Below are 19,858 nucleotides of genomic sequence, written 5' to 3'. Positions count from 1 at the left end.
ACAAACCTTTTAGATCTGAGGAGGATTCAGAAATATGGATTTCAAGCAACATATCGCAATTGTACCGGACTATCCAAAAGAAGGTATTGTGTTTAAAGACATTACACCGTTAATGAACGACGGTAAAGCATACAAAGCAGCAACAGATGCAATCGTTGAGTATGCAAAAGAGAGAGACATCGACCTTGTAGTAGGTCCAGAAGCTCGTGGCTTTATTATTGGTTGCCCAGTTTCTTACGCATTAGAAGTAGGATTTGCGCCAGTTCGTAAATTAGGAAAATTACCACGTGAAGTAATTACAGTTGACTACGGTAAAGAATATGGTAAAGATGTTTTAACAATCCATAAAGATGCAATTAAGCCAGGCCAACGCGTATTAATTACAGATGATCTATTAGCTACAGGTGGAACAATCGAAGCGACAATTAAGCTAGTTGAAGAGCTAGGCGGAGTTGTAGCAGGAATTGCATTCTTAGTAGAACTTACTTACTTAGATGGTCGTAAAATGTTAGATGGTTACGATGTATTAGTATTAGAAAAATACTAATCGCTATATAGGTAAAACTACGGTGATAAGAAGTACCCGTGAATCTCTTGGAGAGGAGCGGGTACTTTTGTATAATTGAACAAAAAATTATGGTGAAATGTCAGTAAAATCTTTTCCTTTTCACAATTCACAATCATTGGGTTATAATGATAGAATATAATTTATTCTATTTAATAAAGATAAAGTCAATTTTCAATAAAAGGTGATTCGATGGCAAATGAGCAGGTACTAACAGCTGAACAGGTACTCGAGAAAGCAAGTCAATATTTAGTGGATGAAGATATTGAGCTAGTAGCACGTGCCTATGAATATGCACGCGATGCGCATAGCGAACAATACAGAAAATCGGGTGAACCATACATTATTCATCCAATTCAAGTTGCAGGTATTTTAGTTGATTTACACATGGATCCAGCTACAGTATCAGCAGGTTTCTTACATGATGTAGTAGAAGATACAGAGATTACATTAGAAGATATTGAACGGGAATTTAATAAAGAAATTGCTATGCTTGTTGATGGTGTGACAAAGCTTGGAAAGATTAAATATAAATCTCATGAGCAACAACAAGCAGAAAACCATCGCAAAATGTTTATTGCAATGGCTCAAGATATTCGAGTTATTTTAATTAAACTAGCTGATCGTCTTCATAACATGCGTACATTGAAACATTTGCCTCAAGAGAAGCAGCGTCGCATTGCGAATGAAACGTTAGAAATCTTTGCGCCTTTAGCACATAGACTCGGAATTAGTACTATTAAATGGGAGCTAGAGGATACGTCACTTCGCTACTTAAATCCACAGCAATATTATCGTATTGTAAATTTAATGAAGCGTAAACGTGCAGAACGTGAAGAGTATTTAGACGAAGTAATGACTGGTATTCGTGAGAAATTAGACGAAGTTGCAATTCAACCTGAAATTTCTGGAAGACCAAAACATATTTACAGTATTTATCGTAAAATGGCACTGCAAAATAAACAGTTCAATGAAATTTACGATTTATTAGCTGTACGTGTCGTTGTAAATAGTATTAAAGATTGTTATGCAGTACTTGGAATTATTCATACGTGCTGGAAGCCGATGCCAGGTCGTTTTAAAGATTATATTGCAATGCCGAAAGCAAATCTATATCAATCTCTTCATACGACTGTAATTGGACCGAAAGGTGATCCGCTTGAAGTGCAAATTCGTACGAAAGAAATGCATGAGATTGCAGAATTCGGGATCGCGGCACACTGGGCGTATAAAGAAGGAAAAACAGCAGAAACAACAGGTACATTAGAGAAGAAACTTACATGGTTCCGTCAAATATTAGAATGGCAAAATGAAGCTTCTAATGCAGAAGAGTTTATGGAGTCGTTAAAAATTGATTTATTCTCTGACATGGTATTCGTCTTTACACCGAAAGGCGATGTAATGGAATTACCACTTGGATCTGTTCCAATTGACTTTGCATATCGTGTGCATTCAGAGATTGGGAATAAAACAATTGGTGCAAAAGTAAACGGGAAAATGGTGACACTTGACTATAAATTAAAAACAGGTGACATCATTGAGATTTTAACATCGAAACATTCGTATGGACCAAGTCAAGATTGGGTGAAACTTGCTCAAACATCTCATGCGAAAAACAAAATACGTCAATTCTTTAAGAAGCAACGTAGAGATGAAAATATTGAAAAAGGCCGTGAACTTGTTGAGAAAGAAGTGCGTAGCCTAGAGTATGAGATGAAAGAAGTATTAGCTCCTGACAATTTAAAACGTGTTGCTGAAAAATTCAATTTCGCAAATGAAGAAGATATGTTTGCGGCAGTTGGATATAATGGTATCACTGCATCACAAATTGTTACGCGACTAACGGACAAGTTCCGTAAGCAACGTGAAGAAGAAGAGATTGTTGAAGTTAAAGAAGTTCGTAAACCGATGAAAATTCGAAAATGGGATTCTGGTGTTAAAGTAAGTGGTGCGGATAATTTATTAATTCGTTTATCAAAATGCTGTAACCCAGTTCCTGGTGATGATATTGTTGGGTATATTACGAAAGGTCGAGGCGTATCAATTCACCGCCGTGATTGTGTAAATGTTCATACAGAAGAAGCTATAGAACGTTTATTAGAAGTAGAATGGGAAGGTAGCCCTGAAAAAGAAATTGAGTATAACGTTGATATTGAAATTTCAGGTTACGATCGCCGTGGTTTATTAAATGAAGTCTTACAAGCTGTTACAGAGACGAAAACGTACATTTCGGCAGTTTCTGGTAGAAGTGACCGTAATAAGATGGCGACAATTAATATGTCAATCTCTATTCGTAACTTACAGCACTTGAAAAAAGTAGTAGAACGCATTAAACGTGTTCCAGAAATTTATGCAGTACGACGCATGATGCATTAATAGGGAGTGTAGAAAAGATGAGAGTTGTTTTACAACGATCAAAAGAAGCGTCTGTCACAGTAGACGGTGAGATCGTAGGACAAATTCCGTTCGGTTTAACATTACTAGTTGGCATTACGCATGAAGATACAGAAAAAGATGCAACTTACATTGCAGAAAAAATTGCGAACTTACGTATTTTTGAAGATGAGAGCGGAAAGATGAACCATTCTGTACTCGATGTAGAAGGGCAAGTTCTATCCATTTCGCAATTCACATTATACGGAGATTGCCGCAAGGGAAGACGTCCAAACTTTATGGATGCTGCCAAACCTGACTATGCAGAGCGTTTATATGATTTCTTTAATGAAGAAGTACGTAAGCAAGGATTGCATGTAGAAACAGGGAAGTTCGGAGCAATGATGGATGTTTCTTTAATCAATGATGGTCCGGTTACCTTAATTGTGGAAAGTAAATAGTGTTGCAAGAAGAGAGGGGATGAGCCCCTCTCTTCTTTTATGGTTTTTAATGGTATATTTTGTTAATTATTGTTATGATAGTTAAGAAAATAAACGATATAATCGGGGGATTATGGGAGGTAAAACTTATGGAAACATTTGTACTCGTTCATGGAGCATGGGATGGCGGTTATGTTTGGAAAAAACTAGCTGAACTTTTAAGGGAAGAGGGTCATAGTGTATATACTCCTACATTAACTGGACTTGGGGAACGAACACATCTTATGCAACCTAATATAGGGTTGAAGACATTTATTCAAGACATTGTTAATACTATTAAATATCAGGGTCTAAAAGATGTAATTTTGGTAGGACATAGTTATTCTGGTATGGTAATTACAGGGGTGGCAGAAGTAATTCCCGAGTTCATTAAGGAGCTAGTATACGTGGATGCAATGCTTCCGGAAGATGGTGATTCTGTTATGGATATTTCTGGACCGGAAATGGCCGCGCATTTTATAGAAGAAGTAAAAGTATACGGGGAGGGATGGCGTGTTCTTCCTAGAAATACAATAGATGAGAGAAAATCAGCGATGCCATTGTTGGCTTTTACACAATCGGTTGAAATAAAAAACTCTAAAGCACAATGTATACCGCATATATACGTAGAAGTAAAGGATAATCCAGAACATTGGCCAATGACGTCTATCTTTTTAGAATCAGCAAAAAAAGCAAGAGATAGAAAATGGGAGGTTTTTTCTATTGAAGTTGGTGGGCATTGGGTAATGGAAACTAATCCAGAGGCATTGGTCCGTATATTGAATCAGAGTGTAGAAGTAATTTAATGTATGCTTTACTTCCTATAGAAGAAATGGCCGCGCAAGTTGTATTACATGTAATGTTAGAAATTCTCGTAATTGGGGTAGGTATTGTATCGTATCGTTATATTATTTGAAGCATCATATGCTAGCAAGTGGACTAGCTCATTGTTATAAATCCAATACTAATGTTTATTTTGAGTCAATAGCTTTTTCGTTTATGTATAACTCTCTAATCAATATGGAACAATAAAAAGTAAAACATCCATATTGAATGTGAGGGATATACGTATGCGTATGAATGAAAAAGGGCATTCTGTTACAAATGGTGCAAATCAACTGTTTAACGTGAATTTTCATGATTTTATTTCAAAAGAGCAAAACAATACTTCAATGGAGCTTGCTTCTGAGTTTGGGATTTCTCTTCAAGATGTAAAGCGTCTAAAGAAGCAGATTGAACGCTCTTAGAGCACTTGACAATCCTACTGAACAAACGTATAGTAATTTTATATTTACATATGAATATAACCGTTGATAGAGAAGAGTAAATGAGACACACATGGAAAGAGAAGAAATGTCTTAGGCTGAAAACATTTCTACATGATGACTGATTGAATGACACTCTAGAGGTTTCAACTTGAACGGCATATACGCTTAGTAGGGATGAACGCACATTTAAGCGTTATTAAAAAAGTGGAAGCATACGTGCTTCAATTAGGGTGGCACCACGGGTATAATACTCTCGTCCCTACTGTTCAAACAGTAGAGGCGGGAGTTTTTTTATTTTTATTAAGATTAAAACAATTTGAGGAGGAACTGAATATGTCTATTCAAATCCCACGCGGAACGCAAGATATTCTTCCAGGCACTGTTGAGTTATGGCAGTATATCGAAGGGCAAGCACGCGAAATTTGCCGTCGTTACAATTATAAAGAAATTCGTACACCGATTTTTGAACACACTGAGTTATTTTTACGTGGTGTTGGTGATACGACAGATATCGTGCAAAAAGAAATGTACTCATTCCAAGATCGTGGAGAGCGTAGTTTAACATTACGTCCAGAAGGTACTGCACCTGTTGTACGTTCTTACGTTGAAAATAAAATGTTCGGTGACGCAACACAACCAACGAAATTATATTATATCGGTCAAATGTTCCGTTACGAAAGACCGCAAGCAGGCCGCTATCGTCAATTCGTACAATTTGGTATTGAAGCAATCGGTAGTAACGATCCTGCAATTGATGCAGAAGTAATTGCACTTGCTGTAGAGTTTTACCGCGGCATGGGCTTAAAAAATATTAAAGTTGTATTAAACAGCTTAGGTGATGCAGCAAGCCGTCAAGCACACCGTGATGCATTAATCGCACACTTTGAGCCACGTATCGGCGAATTCTGTTCTGACTGTCAATCTCGTTTAGAAAAGAACCCTCTTCGTATTTTAGATTGTAAGAAGGACCGTAACCATGAATTAATGGGAACAGCACCATCTATTACAGAATACTTAAATGAAGATTCAGCAGTATACTACGAAAAAGTTCAAGAACTATTAACGATGATGGATGTTCCATTTGAAAAAGATCCGAACTTAGTACGTGGTTTAGACTACTACCAACACACTGTATTTGAAATTATGAGTGAGGCAGAAGGTTTCGGTGCTATTACTACATTAAGCGGTGGTGGACGTTACAACGGACTTGTACAAGAAATCGGTGGACCAGAAATGCCAGGTATCGGTTTTGCGATGAGTATTGAACGTTTAATTATGGCATTAAAAGCTGAAAACATTGAATTGCCAATCGAACATAGCATTGATTGTTACGTTGTAGCGCTTGGAGAAAAAGCAAAAGACCATGCTGCAAAAGTTGCGTTTGATCTTCGTAAAGCTGGATTATCAGTTGAAAAAGATTATTTAGATCGCAAAATGAAGGCACAATTTAAATCAGCAGATCGTCTAAAAGCGAAATTTGTAGCTGTATTAGGGGAAGATGAGTTAGATAAAGGTATCATCAACTTAAAAGATATGGCAACAGGCGAACAAGAAGAAGTAGCATTAGATGTATTTGCTTCATACGTAGCAGAGAAATTAATATAGGGGGAACTTACAGTGGCTGAAAGAACACATGCATGTGGAAAAGTAACAGTAGAAGCAGTTGGACAAACAGTTCAATTAAAAGGTTGGGTACAAAAACGCCGTGATTTAGGTGGATTAATCTTTATCGACTTACGTGACCGTACAGGTATCGTACAAGTTGTATTTAACCCAGAAACATCAAAAGAGGCGCTAGAAGTAGCAGAAACAATTCGTAGCGAATACGTATTACACGTAGAAGGTACAGTTGTTGAGCGTGGTGAAGGCGCAATTAATGACAATATGGCAACGGGTCGTATTGAAGTACAAGCAACGAAAGTAAACGTATTAAATGCAGCGAAAACAACGCCAATCATTATTGCTGATGATACAGATGCATCAGAAGATGTGCGTTTAAAATATCGTTATTTAGACTTACGTCGTCCTGTAATGTTCAACACATTCAAAATGCGTCACGACGTAACAAAAACAATTCGTAACTTCTTAGACACAGAAGAGTTCTTAGAAGTGGAAACACCAATTTTAACGAAGAGCACGCCAGAAGGAGCTCGTGATTATTTAGTACCAAGTCGTGTACATGATGGTGAATTCTATGCATTACCACAATCTCCACAGCTATTTAAACAGCTTCTTATGGTCGGTGGATTTGAACGTTACTATCAAGTAGCACGCTGTTTCCGTGATGAAGATTTACGTGCAGACCGTCAACCAGAATTTACGCAAATCGATATTGAAGCTTCATTCTTAACACAAGATGAAATTTTAGATATGATGGAGCGCATGATGACGAAAGTTATGAAGGATGCAAAAGGTGTAGAAGTGAGTGCACCGTTCCCTCGTATGAAATATGCTGATGCAATGGCTCGTTACGGTTCTGATAAGCCAGATACACGCTTTGAAATGGAACTAACAGACTTATCTGAGTTTGCAGCAGGTTGTGGATTTAAAGTATTTACAAGTGCTGTAGAAAGTGGCGGACAAGTAAAAGCAATTAATGCAAAAGGTGCTGCGAGCAAATACTCTCGTAAAGATATCGATGCATTAACTGAATTCGTAAAAGTATACGGTGCAAAAGGTTTAGCTTGGCTTAAAGTGGAAGAAGACGGCTTAAAAGGACCGATCGCGAAATTCTTCGGTGAAGAAGATGCAAATGTGTTAATGAGCACATTAGAAGCTACTGCTGGTGACTTATTACTATTCGTAGCAGATAAGAAGAGCGTTGTTGCAGATAGCTTAGGCGCACTTCGTTTACGTCTAGGTAAAGAGCTTGAGTTAATTGACGAAAGTAAATTTAACTTCCTATGGGTAACAGATTGGCCACTTCTTGAGTACGATGAAGATGCAGATCGTTACTTCGCAGCTCACCACCCATTCACAATGCCATTCCGTGAAGACGTTGAGCTATTAGAAACAGCACCAGAAAAAGCACGTGCACAAGCATATGACCTTGTATTAAACGGTTATGAGCTTGGCGGTGGATCACTTCGTATTTACGAGCGTGACGTACAAGAAAAAATGTTCAAAGCACTTGGATTCTCACAAGAAGAAGCACAAGAGCAATTCGGATTCTTATTAGAAGCATTCGAATACGGTACGCCACCACACGGCGGTATTGCATTAGGTTTAGACCGTCTTGTTATGTTACTTGCAGGTCGTACGAACCTTCGTGATACAATTGCGTTCCCGAAAACAGCAAGCGCAAGCTGCTTATTAACAGAAGCTCCAAGCCCAGTTGCAGAAGCACAGCTTGAAGAGTTAAATTTAAAATTAAGCTTAAAAGAAGAGAAGTAAGAATAGGGTCTAGATGGTTATACTAATACCATCTAGGCTTTTTTTGAGAGGTTGTTTAAAAAGTCCGGTTCAGATAACGATCGCATCTCGTCGTTACGTATCCCAGTCCGGTGCTCGAGTAGTAACGCTACACTGCGCTCCTCCTGGCTTCAGCGCCTCGATCTGCTCGGTTCTCTGAATCCTCCTTTTTAAATGTGTATTTAGGAAGAAATAAAATTCTGGTCTATGTTTTCATTCTCGAAATATGTATTTTTAGGAATTCTATAACTTTTTCTATACAAATAGTCGGAAAAACGCTAGAATACATGGTAGACCATTTTTGTAATAGGAGTGTAGAGCTGAATGTTACATCAATTTTCACGTAATGAATTAGCCTTCGGTAAAGAAGGACTTGAAATATTAAAAAATAGTACAGTCGGTATTTTAGGAATTGGCGGCGTAGGTTCTTTTGCAGCTGAAGCGTTAGCGCGTTCTGGCGTAGGACGTCTCGTATTAGTTGATAAAGACGTTGTAGATATAACAAACGTAAACCGTCAAATTCACGCTTTAGTATCTACTGTAGGACGTTCAAAAGTAGAATTAATGAAAGAGCGTATCGCAGACATTAACCCGGAGTGTGAAGTAATTGGACTAGAAATGTTTTATACAGATGAAACATATGAAGAGTTCTTTAAGCACGGTTTAGACTTCGTAGTGGATGCATCTGATACAATTACGTTCAAAATTCATTTAATTAAACAATGTTTACGTCGTAAAATTAAAATTATCTCAAGTATGGGTGCAGCAAATAAAATGGACCCAACTCGTTTCCGTATTGCGGACATCTCTAAAACACATACAGATCCAATTGCGAAAGTCATTCGTACGAAGCTTCGTAAAGAGGGTATTAAAAAAGGTGTAAAAGTTGTCTTCTCTGACGAAAACCCAATCGTAATTCGTGAAGAAGTACGTAAAGAAATCGTACCAGACGAAAATGCAAAAATTCGTAAAGCGAAATTACCGCCTTCATCAAATGCATTCGTACCATCTGTGGCAGGCCTAATTATGGCAAGTCACGTTGTACGTGAACGCATTAAAAATGTAGAAGTGAAGCGTGTAGGGCAAGAATAAAAAGAAAGCATATATCCATTTCGGATATATGCTTTTTTATATGTGCTAAAGAAATAGGGGTATTTGCATTGCTACTAGTTCAAATGTAAGCAAGGCCAGTAAGTAATAATCATACTTGTCTGATTTATAACCTGAGGTCTTTTTTAAACTGTGAATGGTAAAAAGGCCTAACGTTAGAACGAGAATACCGAGTGTTATTTTGAAGGCTACTAATGAAATGGCAATCAGCTCCTTTCAATCGTATATGTTTATAGTAACATTTAAGTAAAAAATATCCAGTTGATTCAGGGAGTTCTTTGTATAGCGGGTTTGCTTATTTTGTAAATATTTGTCGGTAAATCGATATTCCTTGTCGAATAGTCGATATAATTAAAAAATCGTTGATATATTGTAAGTTACGATAGATATATTCGAAAAATCGTCGATATAATTTCATTTACCAATATGCTATCCACCGAAGAGACAAAAAAAGATGTCACTTAGCCGGAAAATTGGGCTAGGTGACATCTTTTTTAATTCTCTGCAGAATAAATAATATCTAAATTTCCATTTTGATCTGTCTTGAAAATGGGAGCGATCTGCTCTTCTTGTTCTTCAACTGAAACGAGTTTTCGAGCACGATCCATAATTCTAACGAGCATTGCATAATCTTCTTCGATTGCTTGTTGTTTTTTTGTGAGTGCGGCTAATTTAGTTTCAAGCTCATCATTCGTTTTTTGCAAGGAAGTGAGCTGAGTTTGTAATACTTCATTTTCAGTTTGTAACTTTGCGAGTGAAGGATTATTGTGCTCTAAGTTTTGCAAAAACGAGATGACATTTTGCATTGTAAGTTCTTGTTTACTTGGTACAATATCTTCTGAAAACTCAGCGTCGATTACGAGTTGTTTCGTTTTTGTGAACTGATTTTTTTCTATTTTAGCTTCAGAACGCTTTAATTCTTTACGTTGTTTTTTCGCAAGCTGCACCGCATCTTCATAATTCGGTCTTACTTCAGCATTCCATCTAAAACCGCAAGCTGCGGAAGTGCGGTTTAAAGCATCGCCGACTTCATCGAATGCTTTTATTTGTGTACTGCCGCTGCGAATATGTCGTAAAACAGTTTCTGCTAAAAGGAGATCGTCTTCTTTTGTCCATGCATCTTGACGTGTTTTCATAAGCGAAGCCTCCATAATGGTGACGTTTTTGCTTATGTTACCCTTTATTTTTCGTTTTATTCGAACTTTGTAATCTTTCATATACAGTAGAAAGTGCTTGTTCAAATTTCCCTGTCGTTTTCGGTTTATAATATTGTTTGTTTTTTATTTTATCAGGTAAGTATTGTTGCGGTACCCAACCATTTGGATGGTCGTGTGGATATAAGTAGCCAATGCCTCTTCCAAGTGCCTCTGCGCCTTTGTAATGACTATCTTTTAAATGACTTGGAATATCGCCTGTTTGACCGTTCCGTAAATCGTGTAAGGCAGCATCAAGTGCTTTATAAGCTGAGTTTGATTTTGGTGATAGGCAAAGCTCAATAACGGCATTTGCAAGTGGTATGCGCGCTTCTGGGAATCCAACGCGTTCAGCTGATTCTATTGCGGCTAGCGTACGCGGTCCAGCTTGCGGGCTAGCAAGTCCAATATCTTCATATGCCATAATAAGAAGACGTCTACCGATGCTTTGTAGGTCACCGGCTTCAATAAGACGTGCTAAATAGTGAAGTGCTGCATTTACATCACTTCCGCGCACCGATTTTTGAAATGCCGATAATACGTCATAATGAGCATCTCCGCCTTTGTCATGAACGAAGCTCTTTTTTTGTAAGCATTCTTCGGCGATTTCCAGCGTAATTTCCGCAGCTTTGTCATTAGTTGTAAAGCTAGATAAAACAGCTAGTTCCAGTGCATTATAAGCGGAACGCATATCTCCGCCTGATGCATTTGCGAAGTGATGTAATGCTTCAGGCGTAACAGTTACATCATATTCCCCAAGACCTTTTTCTTTATCTTCAAGTGCTCGTTTTAAGCCAATTAAAAGATCATCTTCTGTTAATGCGTGTAATTCGAAGATTTGACACCGACTTCGAATAGCAGAATTAATAGCATGGAACGGATTACTCGTCGTCGCACCAATTAAAGTAAGGAGTCCACTTTCTAAATGAGGTAATAGAAAATCCTGTTTTGCTTTATCTAGACGGTGTACTTCATCTAAAATTAAAACGAGGTGTCGATGCATCTTTGCCTCTTGTACGACAACTTCCATATCTTTTTTATTATGAGTAACAGCGTTTAATAGGCGAAAAGGGGTTCCGGTACTTCCTGCAATTGCGCTCGCAATGGATGTTTTTCCAGTGCCTGGAGGGCCATATAAAATCATAGATTGAAAATGATTTGCTTGGACCATTCGCCATAAAATTTTTCCTTCACCAACTAAATGTTGTTGTCCGATAATTTCTTGAATATTTGTAGGGCGCATTCGATGTGCGAGTGGTTGTTTCATTTTTACCGTCTCCCTTAATGTATAATCTCTTTCTATCGTATCATTTTTTTTAGTGGAATTTGAAATAGGATGCTGTTTTGTGGGAAAAATGAATATGAATATTTTCATTTTTCTTTCAATTGTAATAATTTCCGAGTTTTTCAATGTGATTTTATGTTATCATTTTGATACACAAGTTGAAATTTCTTATAATACTATATTATGCTATAATTTCATAGGATTTTAAATTGTGTTCTTTTATAAATAAGATATAACCAATAGAAGTGAAAATTTGAAAAGAGGTGCAAAATAGATGAAGATTTCAACGAAAGGCCGCTACGGCTTAACAATTATGATCGATCTTGCAAAAAAGTTTGGTGAAGGTCCGATTTCATTAAAATCAATTGCGCAGGCACATGACTTATCGGAACATTACTTAGAGCAATTAATTTCACCACTTCGTAACGCGCGTCTAGTAAAGAGTACGCGCGGAGCATATGGCGGATATGTATTATCAGATCAACCGGCTAACATTACAGCTGGGGATGTAATCCGTGTATTAGAGGGTCCAATTAGTGTTGTAGAAATGATAGAAGAAGAAGAGCCAGCACAACGCCAATTATGGATGCGTGTTCGTGATGCGGTGCAAGAAGTGTTAGATAGTACAACATTAGAAGATTTAGTACGTTATGAGGAAGAAAATCACGGGGGCTATATGTTTTACATTTAATTCCTTGTGAAACGATTTGGAAAGAAGGAGATTTAATGGAACGCATTTACTTAGATCATGCTGCGACATCTCCGACTCACCCAGAAGTGGTCGAAAAGATGATTCCATATATGACAGAAACATTCGGAAACCCGTCTAGTATTCACTTTTATGGACGTCAAACGCGCCATGCAGTAGATGAGGCGAGACGCGCATGTGCACGTAGCATTCATGCGAATCCGAATGAAATTATATTTACGAGCGGTGGTACGGAAGCTGATAATTTAGCGCTTATCGGTGTAGCGCGTGCGAACCGTCATAAAGGTAACCATATTATAACGACACAAATTGAACATCATGCAATTTTGCATACGTGTGAATTGTTAGAGCGTGAAGGATTTGAAGTGACATATTTACCTGTTGATGAAACAGGACGCGTTCAAGTTTCTGACATACAAAAGGCATTAACAGAAGAGACAATTCTTGTATCTATTATGTTTGGGAATAATGAAGTTGGGACGATGCAACCAATTGCGGAAATAGGTAAGCTGCTAAAAGAGCATCAAGCTTATTTCCATACAGATGCGGTACAAGCTTACGGTTTAGTAGAAATTGATGTGAAAGAGTTTTGTATTGATTTATTATCAATTTCGGCTCATAAAATTAACGGGCCAAAAGGTGTCGGGTTCTTATACGCTGGTGCAAATGTGAAATTTGAACCGTTATTAATAGGCGGGGAGCAAGAAAGAAAACGCCGTGCTGGTACTGAAAATGTGCCGAGCATCGTTGGGTTGCAACATGCAATTTTGCTAGCTGAAAAAACTCGTGAGCAAAAAAATGCCCAATATGAAGAGTTTAAAGATATAATGGTATCTGTCTTCAAAAATGAAGACATTACTTTCGAGGTAAACGGAAACTTAGAATATCGATTACCACATGTGCTTAATATTAGTTTTACAGGAATGAACATTGAACCGTTTCTTGTGAACTTAGACTTAGCTGGCATTGCAGTATCAAGTGGTTCGGCTTGTACAGCTGGTTCGATTGATCCATCACATGTATTAGTGGCGATGTTCGGAAAAGACTCCGATCAAATACGTTCATCCGTACGTTTTAGTTTCGGACTTGGAAATACGAAAGAGCAAGTTGAGAAAGCGGCGTACGAAACAGTGAAAATCGTGAAGCGATTAACACAAAATTAGCATGGGAGGTGACATGATGAACAAACTACCTCACGAAACACGCGTTGTCATCGGGATGTCCGGTGGCGTCGATTCATCTGTAGCGGCTCTTTTATTAAAAGAGCAAGGTTATGATGTAATCGGAATTTTTATGAAAAACTGGGATGATACAGATGAGAATGGTGTCTGCACAGCAACAGAAGATTACAATGATGTAATTGAAGTGTGTAACCAAATTGGTATTCCGTATTATGCAGTAAACTTTGAAAAACAATACTGGGATAAAGTATTTACGTACTTCTTAGATGAATACCGAGCTGGTCGTACACCAAACCCAGATGTAATGTGTAATAAAGAAATTAAATTTAAAGCATTTTTAGAGCATGCCATTGCGCTCGGTGCTGATTATGTAGCGACAGGTCATTATGCACGCGTTGCTTATATGGACGGCGAATATAAAATGCTTCGCGGCGTTGATGACAATAAAGACCAAACGTATTTCTTAAATCAATTAAGCCAAGAGCAATTATCAAAAACAATGTTCCCGCTTGGTGAACTGAAGAAACCACAAATTCGTGAAATGGCGAAAGAAGCTGGTTTAGCGACAGCGGCGAAGAAAGATAGTACTGGTATTTGCTTCATTGGTGAGCGTAACTTTAAAGATTTCTTAAGTAACTATTTACCAGCACAACCAGGTGTGATGCAAACGTTATCTGGCGAAGTGAAAGGAAAGCATGACGGTTTAATGTACTACACAATTGGACAACGTCATGGCCTTGGTATTGGTGGTAACGGTGATCCGTGGTTTGCTGTTGGGAAAAACTTGAAAGAAAACATTTTATATGTTGATCAAGGATTCCATAACGAACTTCTATATGGCGACGAAGTTATTGCTACAAATGTTGGCTGGGTAAGTAATAAAGCGAAAGAGAAAGAATTTAAGTGCACAGCGAAATTCCGTTATCGTCAAGAAGACAATAAAGTAACGGTTCAAATCGTTGATGAAAATACAGTTCGTATTCTTTGTGACGAGCCAATTCGTGCAATTACACCAGGACAAGCAGTTGTTTTCTATGATGGAGATGAGTGTTTAGGCGGTGCTACAATTGATGAAGTGTACCGTAGCGGTAAGAAATTGGATTATTTAGGATAAAAGAGAAGCCTCTACCGATTCGCGGTTAGAGGTTTCTTTTACATAAGGCGAATTTTCGTTCGCTTGGAAAATACATTCTTTGTTATAATTTGTTGTAGAGGTGAAGGACATGTCAAACAAACTTGAAACAGGTATTCAATATATGCAAGAAGGAAACTGGGAAGAAGCTGCTAAAAATTTCACAGAAGCAATCGAAGAAAATCCGAAAGATGCGCTTGGATATATTAATTTTGCAAACTTATTAGATGTACTAGGTGACAGTGAGAGAGCAATTTTATTTTATAAACGTGCATTGGAGTTAGATGATAAATCTGCGGCTGCTTATTATGGATTAGGAAACGTATATTACGGTCAAGAGCAATTTGCAGAGGCGAAAGCTGTATTTGAACAAGCGATGCAAGCTGGATTACAATCAGCTGATGTAACGTTTATGTTAGGTATTACACATGTGCAACTTGGAAATGATCGTCTTGCACTGCCGTTTTTACAAAGAGCAACAGAATTAGATGAAAACGATGTAGAAGCTTTGTTCCAGTGCGGACTTTGCTTTGCACGACTAGAACATATTCAAGAGGCGAAACCTTATTTTGAAAAGGTATTAGAAATGGATGAAGAGCATGCAGATGCGTATTATAATTTAGGTGTTGCCTACGTATTTGAGGAAAAAAATGAGAAGGCTCTCGCTTTATTTAAGAAAGCAACTGAAATTCAGCCAGATCACTTTTTAGCGGGTAATGGTGTTCGTTTATTAGAGCAAGAAGCTGAATAAGATGAAAATATAATTAATGAGTAGTTATCCCTCATCTAAATAGGTGGGGGATGTACTGCTCATTAAAGTGAAACGAAACCGGAAAGGAGAGGAAAGATGGGAAATCAACATGCAATGGATTTGTTTGAGGAAGAGAAAAAGTTTATAAAAGCGCAAGTTCTTCATACCATTTTCCACAACGAAGAAAACCTCTATTCCGTTGTCAGTATGAAAGTCATTGAAACGAATGAAACGTACGACGAAAAAAAAGTGATGATAAACGGTCATTTTCCCCGCATGCATGAAGATGAAGTGTTTACGTTGACAGGTCATTTTAAAGACCACCCGAAGTATGGGAAACAATATTTAGTTGAAACGTTTAAGAAAGAATTGCCGCAAACGAAAGCCGGTATGGTGCAATATTTAGCGAGTGATTTATTTAAAGGGATAGGAAAGCGTACAGCTGAAAAAATTGTGGACCATCTGGGGGAACATGCTATTTCTAAAATTATGGATGATCCTGAGGCTTTAAATGGTGTTGTTAATAAACAAAAGGCTCAGGAAATATATGAGACAATTATTGAACATCAAGGATTAGAGAAAGTAATGAGCTTTTTAAATGGTTACGGTTTTGGAACGAAGCTTTCTATTAAGATTTACCAGCAATATAAAGAGATGACATTAGAAGTGATTCGTAATAATCCATATCAGCTTATTGAAGAAGTGGACGGAATTGGTTTTGGAAGAGCGGATGATATAGGGCGTGCGTTAGGGATATCGGGTAATCACGACGACCGTGTACGCGCAGGATGTTTTTACACGTTAGAGAATGTCTCATTACAACTTGGCCACGTTTATATGAGGAAAGACCAACTTGTAAGAGAAACGATGTCACTTTTAAACAATCAAGAAGGAAGAGTGACTGAGGAAGATATTGTAGGCTGTATTGAAACGATGCAAAGTGAAGGGAAAGTCATCATAGAAGAAGAGCGAGTGTATTTAGCAACGTTATTCTACTCTGAAAAAGGTGTTGTAAAGTCCATTCGCAGGCTTATGAATCAAGAAGAAACACCTTCATTTCCAGAGGCAGAAGTGTTAAAAACATTAGGTGAAATTGAAGAACAACTGAACGTACAATATGCACCGTTTCAGCAAGAAGCAATTCAAACGGCACTTCATAAACCGATGATGTTATTGACAGGTGGACCAGGAACAGGGAAAACAACAGTTATTAAAGGAATTGTTGAAATGTATGCGTCACTTCACGGGCTATCGTTAAATCCGAATGAATACAGTGATGATAATCCATTTCCGATATTATTAACGGCTCCAACAGGAAGGGCAGCGAAGCGAATGAGTGAATCAACAGGGCTTCCAGCTTGTACAATTCACCGTTTACTTGGCTGGACGCCCGAAGGGTCTTTCCAACGGAATGAAACAGATCCGGTACAAGGGAAATTACTCATTATTGATGAATTTTCAATGGTTGATATTTGGCTTGCAAATCAGCTGTTTAAGTCATTGCCGACTAACATTCAAGTTATCGTTGTAGGCGATGAAGATCAATTACCATCTGTAGGACCTGGACAAGTATTAAAAGATTTATTGAATGCAGGTGCAGTTCCAACAGTAAAGCTTACTGAGATTTATCGTCAAGCGGAAGGTTCATCAGTAATTCAACTTGCCCATGCGATAAAAAATGGAACGCTCCCACCAGATTTAGCGCAAAACCAAAAAGATCGTTCATTTATCGGTTGTACAGGAGCTCAAATTGTTGAGGTTGTTAAGAAGGTTTGTGAGAATGCGAAGACAAAAGGGTTTAGCGCAAGAGATGTACAAGTATTGGCCCCGATGTATCGTGGACCGGCGGGTATTAATGTACTAAACGAAGCGTTGCAAGAAGTGTTTAATCCGAAAAGGGAAAAGAGTAAAGAAATTGCTTACGGTGATGTTGTATACCGAAGAGGCGATAAAGTCTTGCAACTCGTTAATCAGCCGGAGAGTCAAGTTTTTAATGGTGATATCGGAGAAATTGTTTCGGTGTTTTATGCGAAAGAAAACGTTGAGCAACAAGATATGATTATCGTTTCATTTGATGGAATTGAGGTAACATATACAAAACCAGATTTAAATCAAATTACACATGCCTATTGCTGTTCCATTCATAAATCACAAGGTAGTGAATTTCCGATTGTGATTATGCCGATAGTAAAAAGTTATAATCGTATGTTACGTCGTAATTTAATTTATACTGGTATTACAAGAAGTAAGAAGTTCCTTATTATTTGCGGGGAGGAAGCTGCTTTCCAGTCTGGTGTAAATCGCCTTGATGATGCAATGCGTCAAACGACTTTAGCTAGCCGATTGCAAGAATCACAAGGAGAAGTACAGATGGTAACGGTTAACGGCGAAGAAATGGACGTGGAAAACATTTCACCGTATGATTTCATGTAACAAGGTGAAATTATATAGTGAAACTTTCAAACGTATAACGTTGAAAGGCTCCAGCAATGTATAAATGAATGCAGTTTGGACATAATGGCGAATAGAATCCGGGAGACTGTAAGGAGATGAACGCCATATGTTTATTTGTCCAAATTGCAAAGGGAAAGACATTGGAAAAATAGGTGTCAACCAATTTTATTGCTGGAATTGTTATATCGAATTATCGGTTTCAAAGGGGAAAATCCATACGCATCAAGTAGAAGAAGATGGTTCACTAAGCTCTCTTGATGATTTATTTGATGAGAATGAAAGAACGATCGGATAACGAAAAGGGGGATTTACTTTGAATCTACGCAATTCATTAATCGCATTAGGTGTTGGAGCGGCAGCATATCAATATGCTCGCAAACAAGATGTATTTTCAAAACGCAATATGAAAAAAGCACGTAAGATGATTAAATCTTATTTATAAGCGTAAAAAACTCCCTTCATGATAAGGGAGTTTTTTTATGCACTTGTATGCAAATATAAAAGTCCAATTTCAGAGAAGAGATAAGATAGGCCGTAACATCCAACGCCAAGCATTCCGTAATGAAATAATTGCTTCGCTTTTTCCTTTCGTGAGGAACGAATAAAGAAGCCTTTCCAAATACCAAACCCGATACAAATCCATTCAAGAATCATAAAAAGTGCAGATAATATGAGCATAAATAAAACCATTATGAGCCCTCCTGATTATAATGTTTCATGCTGCATTCTTAGGGGTGGTTGTCCTTGTTATGTTATGTATATGTACATCTTTACAAAACAGTATGGTCTGCACGAAAAGATTTTAAAACTTTTGCACATAACCTACCCTATTTATTTTCAAAATAAAGGTGGAGGAGGTTTTTCGTGTGAAGAATCTTAAAATCATTTGGATATATCGTTTAGGGTTATTGTTACTTGTTTTTCTTTGTTTGCTCGTCTTTTTAAAAATTAAGCCGCTATGGGCACCGATTATTTTTGTATGTAAAGTGGCCATTACACCGTTTCTTATTGCATGTTTCATTGCGTATTTATTGCATCCTTTAATTGAAAAAATTCATAAGGAAGGGATGCCGCGTACACTCGCTATTTTGCTTATTTACATCCTTTTCTTTGGCGGGATTGGTTATGGAATTTATAAAGGAACGCCGGTTGTGATTAAGCAATTACAAGAAATCAATGAACAATTCCCGCAGTTTACAAAAATGTATGATTCTTGGATGGATGGTGTTACAGAACAAACAGCGAATTTCCCGTCATTTATTCATGAAAAGGTGAAACAAATTTTTGTCGGAGTAGAGACGAAGATACAAGCACTTTTAAATAAAGTGATGAGCACAGCTCGTGGTGTACTAGATTCGTTACTCATTATTTTCTTAATTCCGTTCATTGTATTTTACATATTAAAAGATTACGGCGAGTTTTATCATATCTTTTGGAAACTAGTCCCGAGTAAGTGGCGTAGTACGGGGCAAATGTTGGCGAAAGAAATTGATAAGTCACTTGGAAGTTATATTCGCGGACAGTTATTCGTTTGTTTAGTATTAGGAGGAGTATCGGTTCTTTCTTTTTGGTTTATCGGTATGAAATATCCATTATTACTTGGCATCATCATCGGGATAACAGATATAATCCCATACTTTGGCCCTATTTTAGGAGCGATTCCAGCGTTGATGATTGCAGCAACGGTATCAACAAGTTTACTCATTAAAGCGGGGATTACGATTGCTATTTTGCAATTCGTAGAAAGTAACATTTTATCCCCTTACATCGTTGGTAAGTCGCTTCGCATGCATCCTGTTATTATTATGCTTGCATTATTAGTTGGGGGAGAAGTGGCAGGAATTGTAGGGTTATTAATATCAGTTCCTGTTTTAGCGGTCATTCGCACAGTGATCGTTCATGTAAGGCCCCTTTGGAAAAAAGAAGATGTGTAATAGGAAGGCCCTC

At 37.7% G+C, this 19,858-nt stretch carries 19 protein-coding genes and 1 other annotated feature; of the genes, 16 read left to right on the top strand and 3 right to left on the bottom strand.

Annotated elements, in window-relative coordinates:
- Positions 1–34 precede the first annotated feature (34 nt).
- From ACTFNE_RS03515 to ACTFNE_RS03480, 8 genes are all read left to right on the top strand, one after another.
- On the top strand, positions 35–547 hold the full coding sequence (locus tag ACTFNE_RS03515) for an adenine phosphoribosyltransferase (protein ID WP_000346214.1): 513 nt from the start codon (positions 35–37) through the stop codon (positions 545–547).
- A 210-nt stretch (positions 548–757) separates the two neighbouring features.
- On the top strand, positions 758–2,941 hold the full coding sequence (gene relA / locus ACTFNE_RS03510; protein ID WP_001262809.1) for a GTP diphosphokinase: 2,184 nt from the start codon (positions 758–760) through the stop codon (positions 2,939–2,941).
- 17 nt (positions 2,942–2,958) lie between these two features.
- Complete coding sequence (locus ACTFNE_RS03505) at positions 2,959–3,399, top strand: D-tyrosyl-tRNA(Tyr) deacylase (RefSeq protein ID WP_001266956.1); 441 nt, start codon at positions 2,959–2,961, stop codon at positions 3,397–3,399.
- 128 nt (positions 3,400–3,527) lie between these two features.
- The gene (locus ACTFNE_RS03500; protein ID WP_000447391.1) at positions 3,528–4,223 is read left to right on the top strand and encodes an alpha/beta fold hydrolase; all 696 of its coding nucleotides are present in this window, start codon (positions 3,528–3,530) and stop codon (positions 4,221–4,223) included.
- Between the two features lie 264 nt (positions 4,224–4,487).
- A complete protein-coding gene (locus tag ACTFNE_RS03495; protein WP_001242605.1) occupies positions 4,488–4,664 on the top strand; it encodes a hypothetical protein in 177 nt (58 codons plus the stop codon).
- A 54-nt stretch (positions 4,665–4,718) separates the two neighbouring features.
- Positions 4,719–4,949, top strand: a binding site (T-box leader).
- Positions 4,950–5,018: 69 nt separating this feature from the next.
- Positions 5,019–6,290 (top strand): histidine--tRNA ligase, encoded by a 1,272-nt coding sequence (gene hisS, locus ACTFNE_RS03490; protein WP_000027087.1) that lies wholly within the window; start codon positions 5,019–5,021, stop codon positions 6,288–6,290.
- Between the two features lie 12 nt (positions 6,291–6,302).
- Positions 6,303–8,078, top strand: coding sequence for an aspartate--tRNA ligase (gene aspS / locus ACTFNE_RS03485; RefSeq protein ID WP_000840898.1), 1,776 nt, complete (start codon positions 6,303–6,305; stop codon positions 8,076–8,078).
- 342 nt (positions 8,079–8,420) lie between these two features.
- Positions 8,421–9,188 (top strand): tRNA threonylcarbamoyladenosine dehydratase, encoded by a 768-nt coding sequence (locus tag ACTFNE_RS03480; RefSeq protein ID WP_000903177.1) that lies wholly within the window; start codon positions 8,421–8,423, stop codon positions 9,186–9,188.
- A 512-nt stretch (positions 9,189–9,700) separates the two neighbouring features.
- Here the strand turns inward: ACTFNE_RS03480 and ACTFNE_RS03475 are convergent.
- Together ACTFNE_RS03475 and ACTFNE_RS03470 are read right to left on the bottom strand one after the other, a co-directional pair.
- Complete coding sequence (locus ACTFNE_RS03475; RefSeq protein WP_046197790.1) at positions 9,701–10,342, bottom strand: RsfA family transcriptional regulator; 642 nt, start codon at positions 10,340–10,342, stop codon at positions 9,701–9,703.
- Positions 10,343–10,379: 37 nt separating this feature from the next.
- Positions 10,380–11,666 (bottom strand): replication-associated recombination protein A, encoded by a 1,287-nt coding sequence (locus ACTFNE_RS03470; RefSeq protein WP_046197791.1) that lies wholly within the window; start codon positions 11,664–11,666, stop codon positions 10,380–10,382.
- A gap of 292 nt (positions 11,667–11,958) precedes the next feature.
- Here ACTFNE_RS03470 and cymR point away from each other — a divergent pair, with 292 nt between their 5' ends.
- The 7 genes from cymR (at position 11,959) to ACTFNE_RS03435 (ending at position 18,353) form a co-directional block, all read left to right on the top strand.
- Positions 11,959–12,375 carry a cysteine metabolism transcriptional regulator CymR gene (cymR, locus tag ACTFNE_RS03465; RefSeq protein ID WP_000704116.1) on the top strand — a complete coding sequence of 139 codons (417 nt, stop codon included), beginning with the start codon at positions 11,959–11,961 and terminating at the stop codon, positions 12,373–12,375.
- Positions 12,376–12,410: 35 nt separating this feature from the next.
- Positions 12,411–13,556, top strand: a complete 1,146-nt coding sequence (locus ACTFNE_RS03460) for a cysteine desulfurase family protein (protein WP_000439903.1) — start codon at positions 12,411–12,413, stop codon at positions 13,554–13,556.
- A gap of 16 nt (positions 13,557–13,572) precedes the next feature.
- A complete protein-coding gene (mnmA, locus tag ACTFNE_RS03455; protein ID WP_001038008.1) occupies positions 13,573–14,688 on the top strand; it encodes a tRNA 2-thiouridine(34) synthase MnmA in 1,116 nt (371 codons plus the stop codon).
- Positions 14,689–14,797: 109 nt separating this feature from the next.
- Complete coding sequence (locus tag ACTFNE_RS03450) at positions 14,798–15,457, top strand: tetratricopeptide repeat protein (protein WP_000066391.1); 660 nt, start codon at positions 14,798–14,800, stop codon at positions 15,455–15,457.
- A 96-nt stretch (positions 15,458–15,553) separates the two neighbouring features.
- A complete protein-coding gene (gene recD2 / locus ACTFNE_RS03445) occupies positions 15,554–17,890 on the top strand; it encodes an SF1B family DNA helicase RecD2 (protein WP_046197792.1) in 2,337 nt (778 codons plus the stop codon).
- Positions 17,891–18,017: 127 nt separating this feature from the next.
- Entirely contained in the window at positions 18,018–18,206 is a 189-nt protein-coding gene (locus ACTFNE_RS03440) for a hypothetical protein (RefSeq protein ID WP_000469281.1), read from the top strand.
- Positions 18,207–18,224: 18 nt separating this feature from the next.
- Positions 18,225–18,353: a YrzQ family protein gene (locus ACTFNE_RS03435; protein ID WP_001053553.1), complete on the top strand. Its 129-nt coding sequence runs from the start codon at positions 18,225–18,227 to the stop codon at positions 18,351–18,353.
- 35 nt (positions 18,354–18,388) lie between these two features.
- On the opposite strand, the gene ACTFNE_RS03430 is transcribed toward ACTFNE_RS03435, so the two are convergent.
- Positions 18,389–18,601, bottom strand: coding sequence for a hypothetical protein (locus ACTFNE_RS03430; RefSeq protein ID WP_000242543.1), 213 nt, complete (start codon positions 18,599–18,601; stop codon positions 18,389–18,391).
- A 176-nt stretch (positions 18,602–18,777) separates the two neighbouring features.
- Here ACTFNE_RS03430 and ACTFNE_RS03425 point away from each other — a divergent pair, with 176 nt between their 5' ends.
- The gene (locus ACTFNE_RS03425; protein ID WP_000793118.1) at positions 18,778–19,845 is read left to right on the top strand and encodes an AI-2E family transporter; all 1,068 of its coding nucleotides are present in this window, start codon (positions 18,778–18,780) and stop codon (positions 19,843–19,845) included.
- Positions 19,846–19,858: the final 13 nt, after the last annotated feature.

The sequence above is a fragment of the Bacillus cereus group sp. MYBKT111-2 genome, from assembly GCF_051915205.1.
Lineage (GTDB): Bacteria > Bacillota > Bacilli > Bacillales > Bacillaceae_G > Bacillus_A > Bacillus_A paranthracis.
Note: the sequence above shows the minus strand (reverse complement) of the source record. Positions and strands in the feature narration are given on the sequence as shown.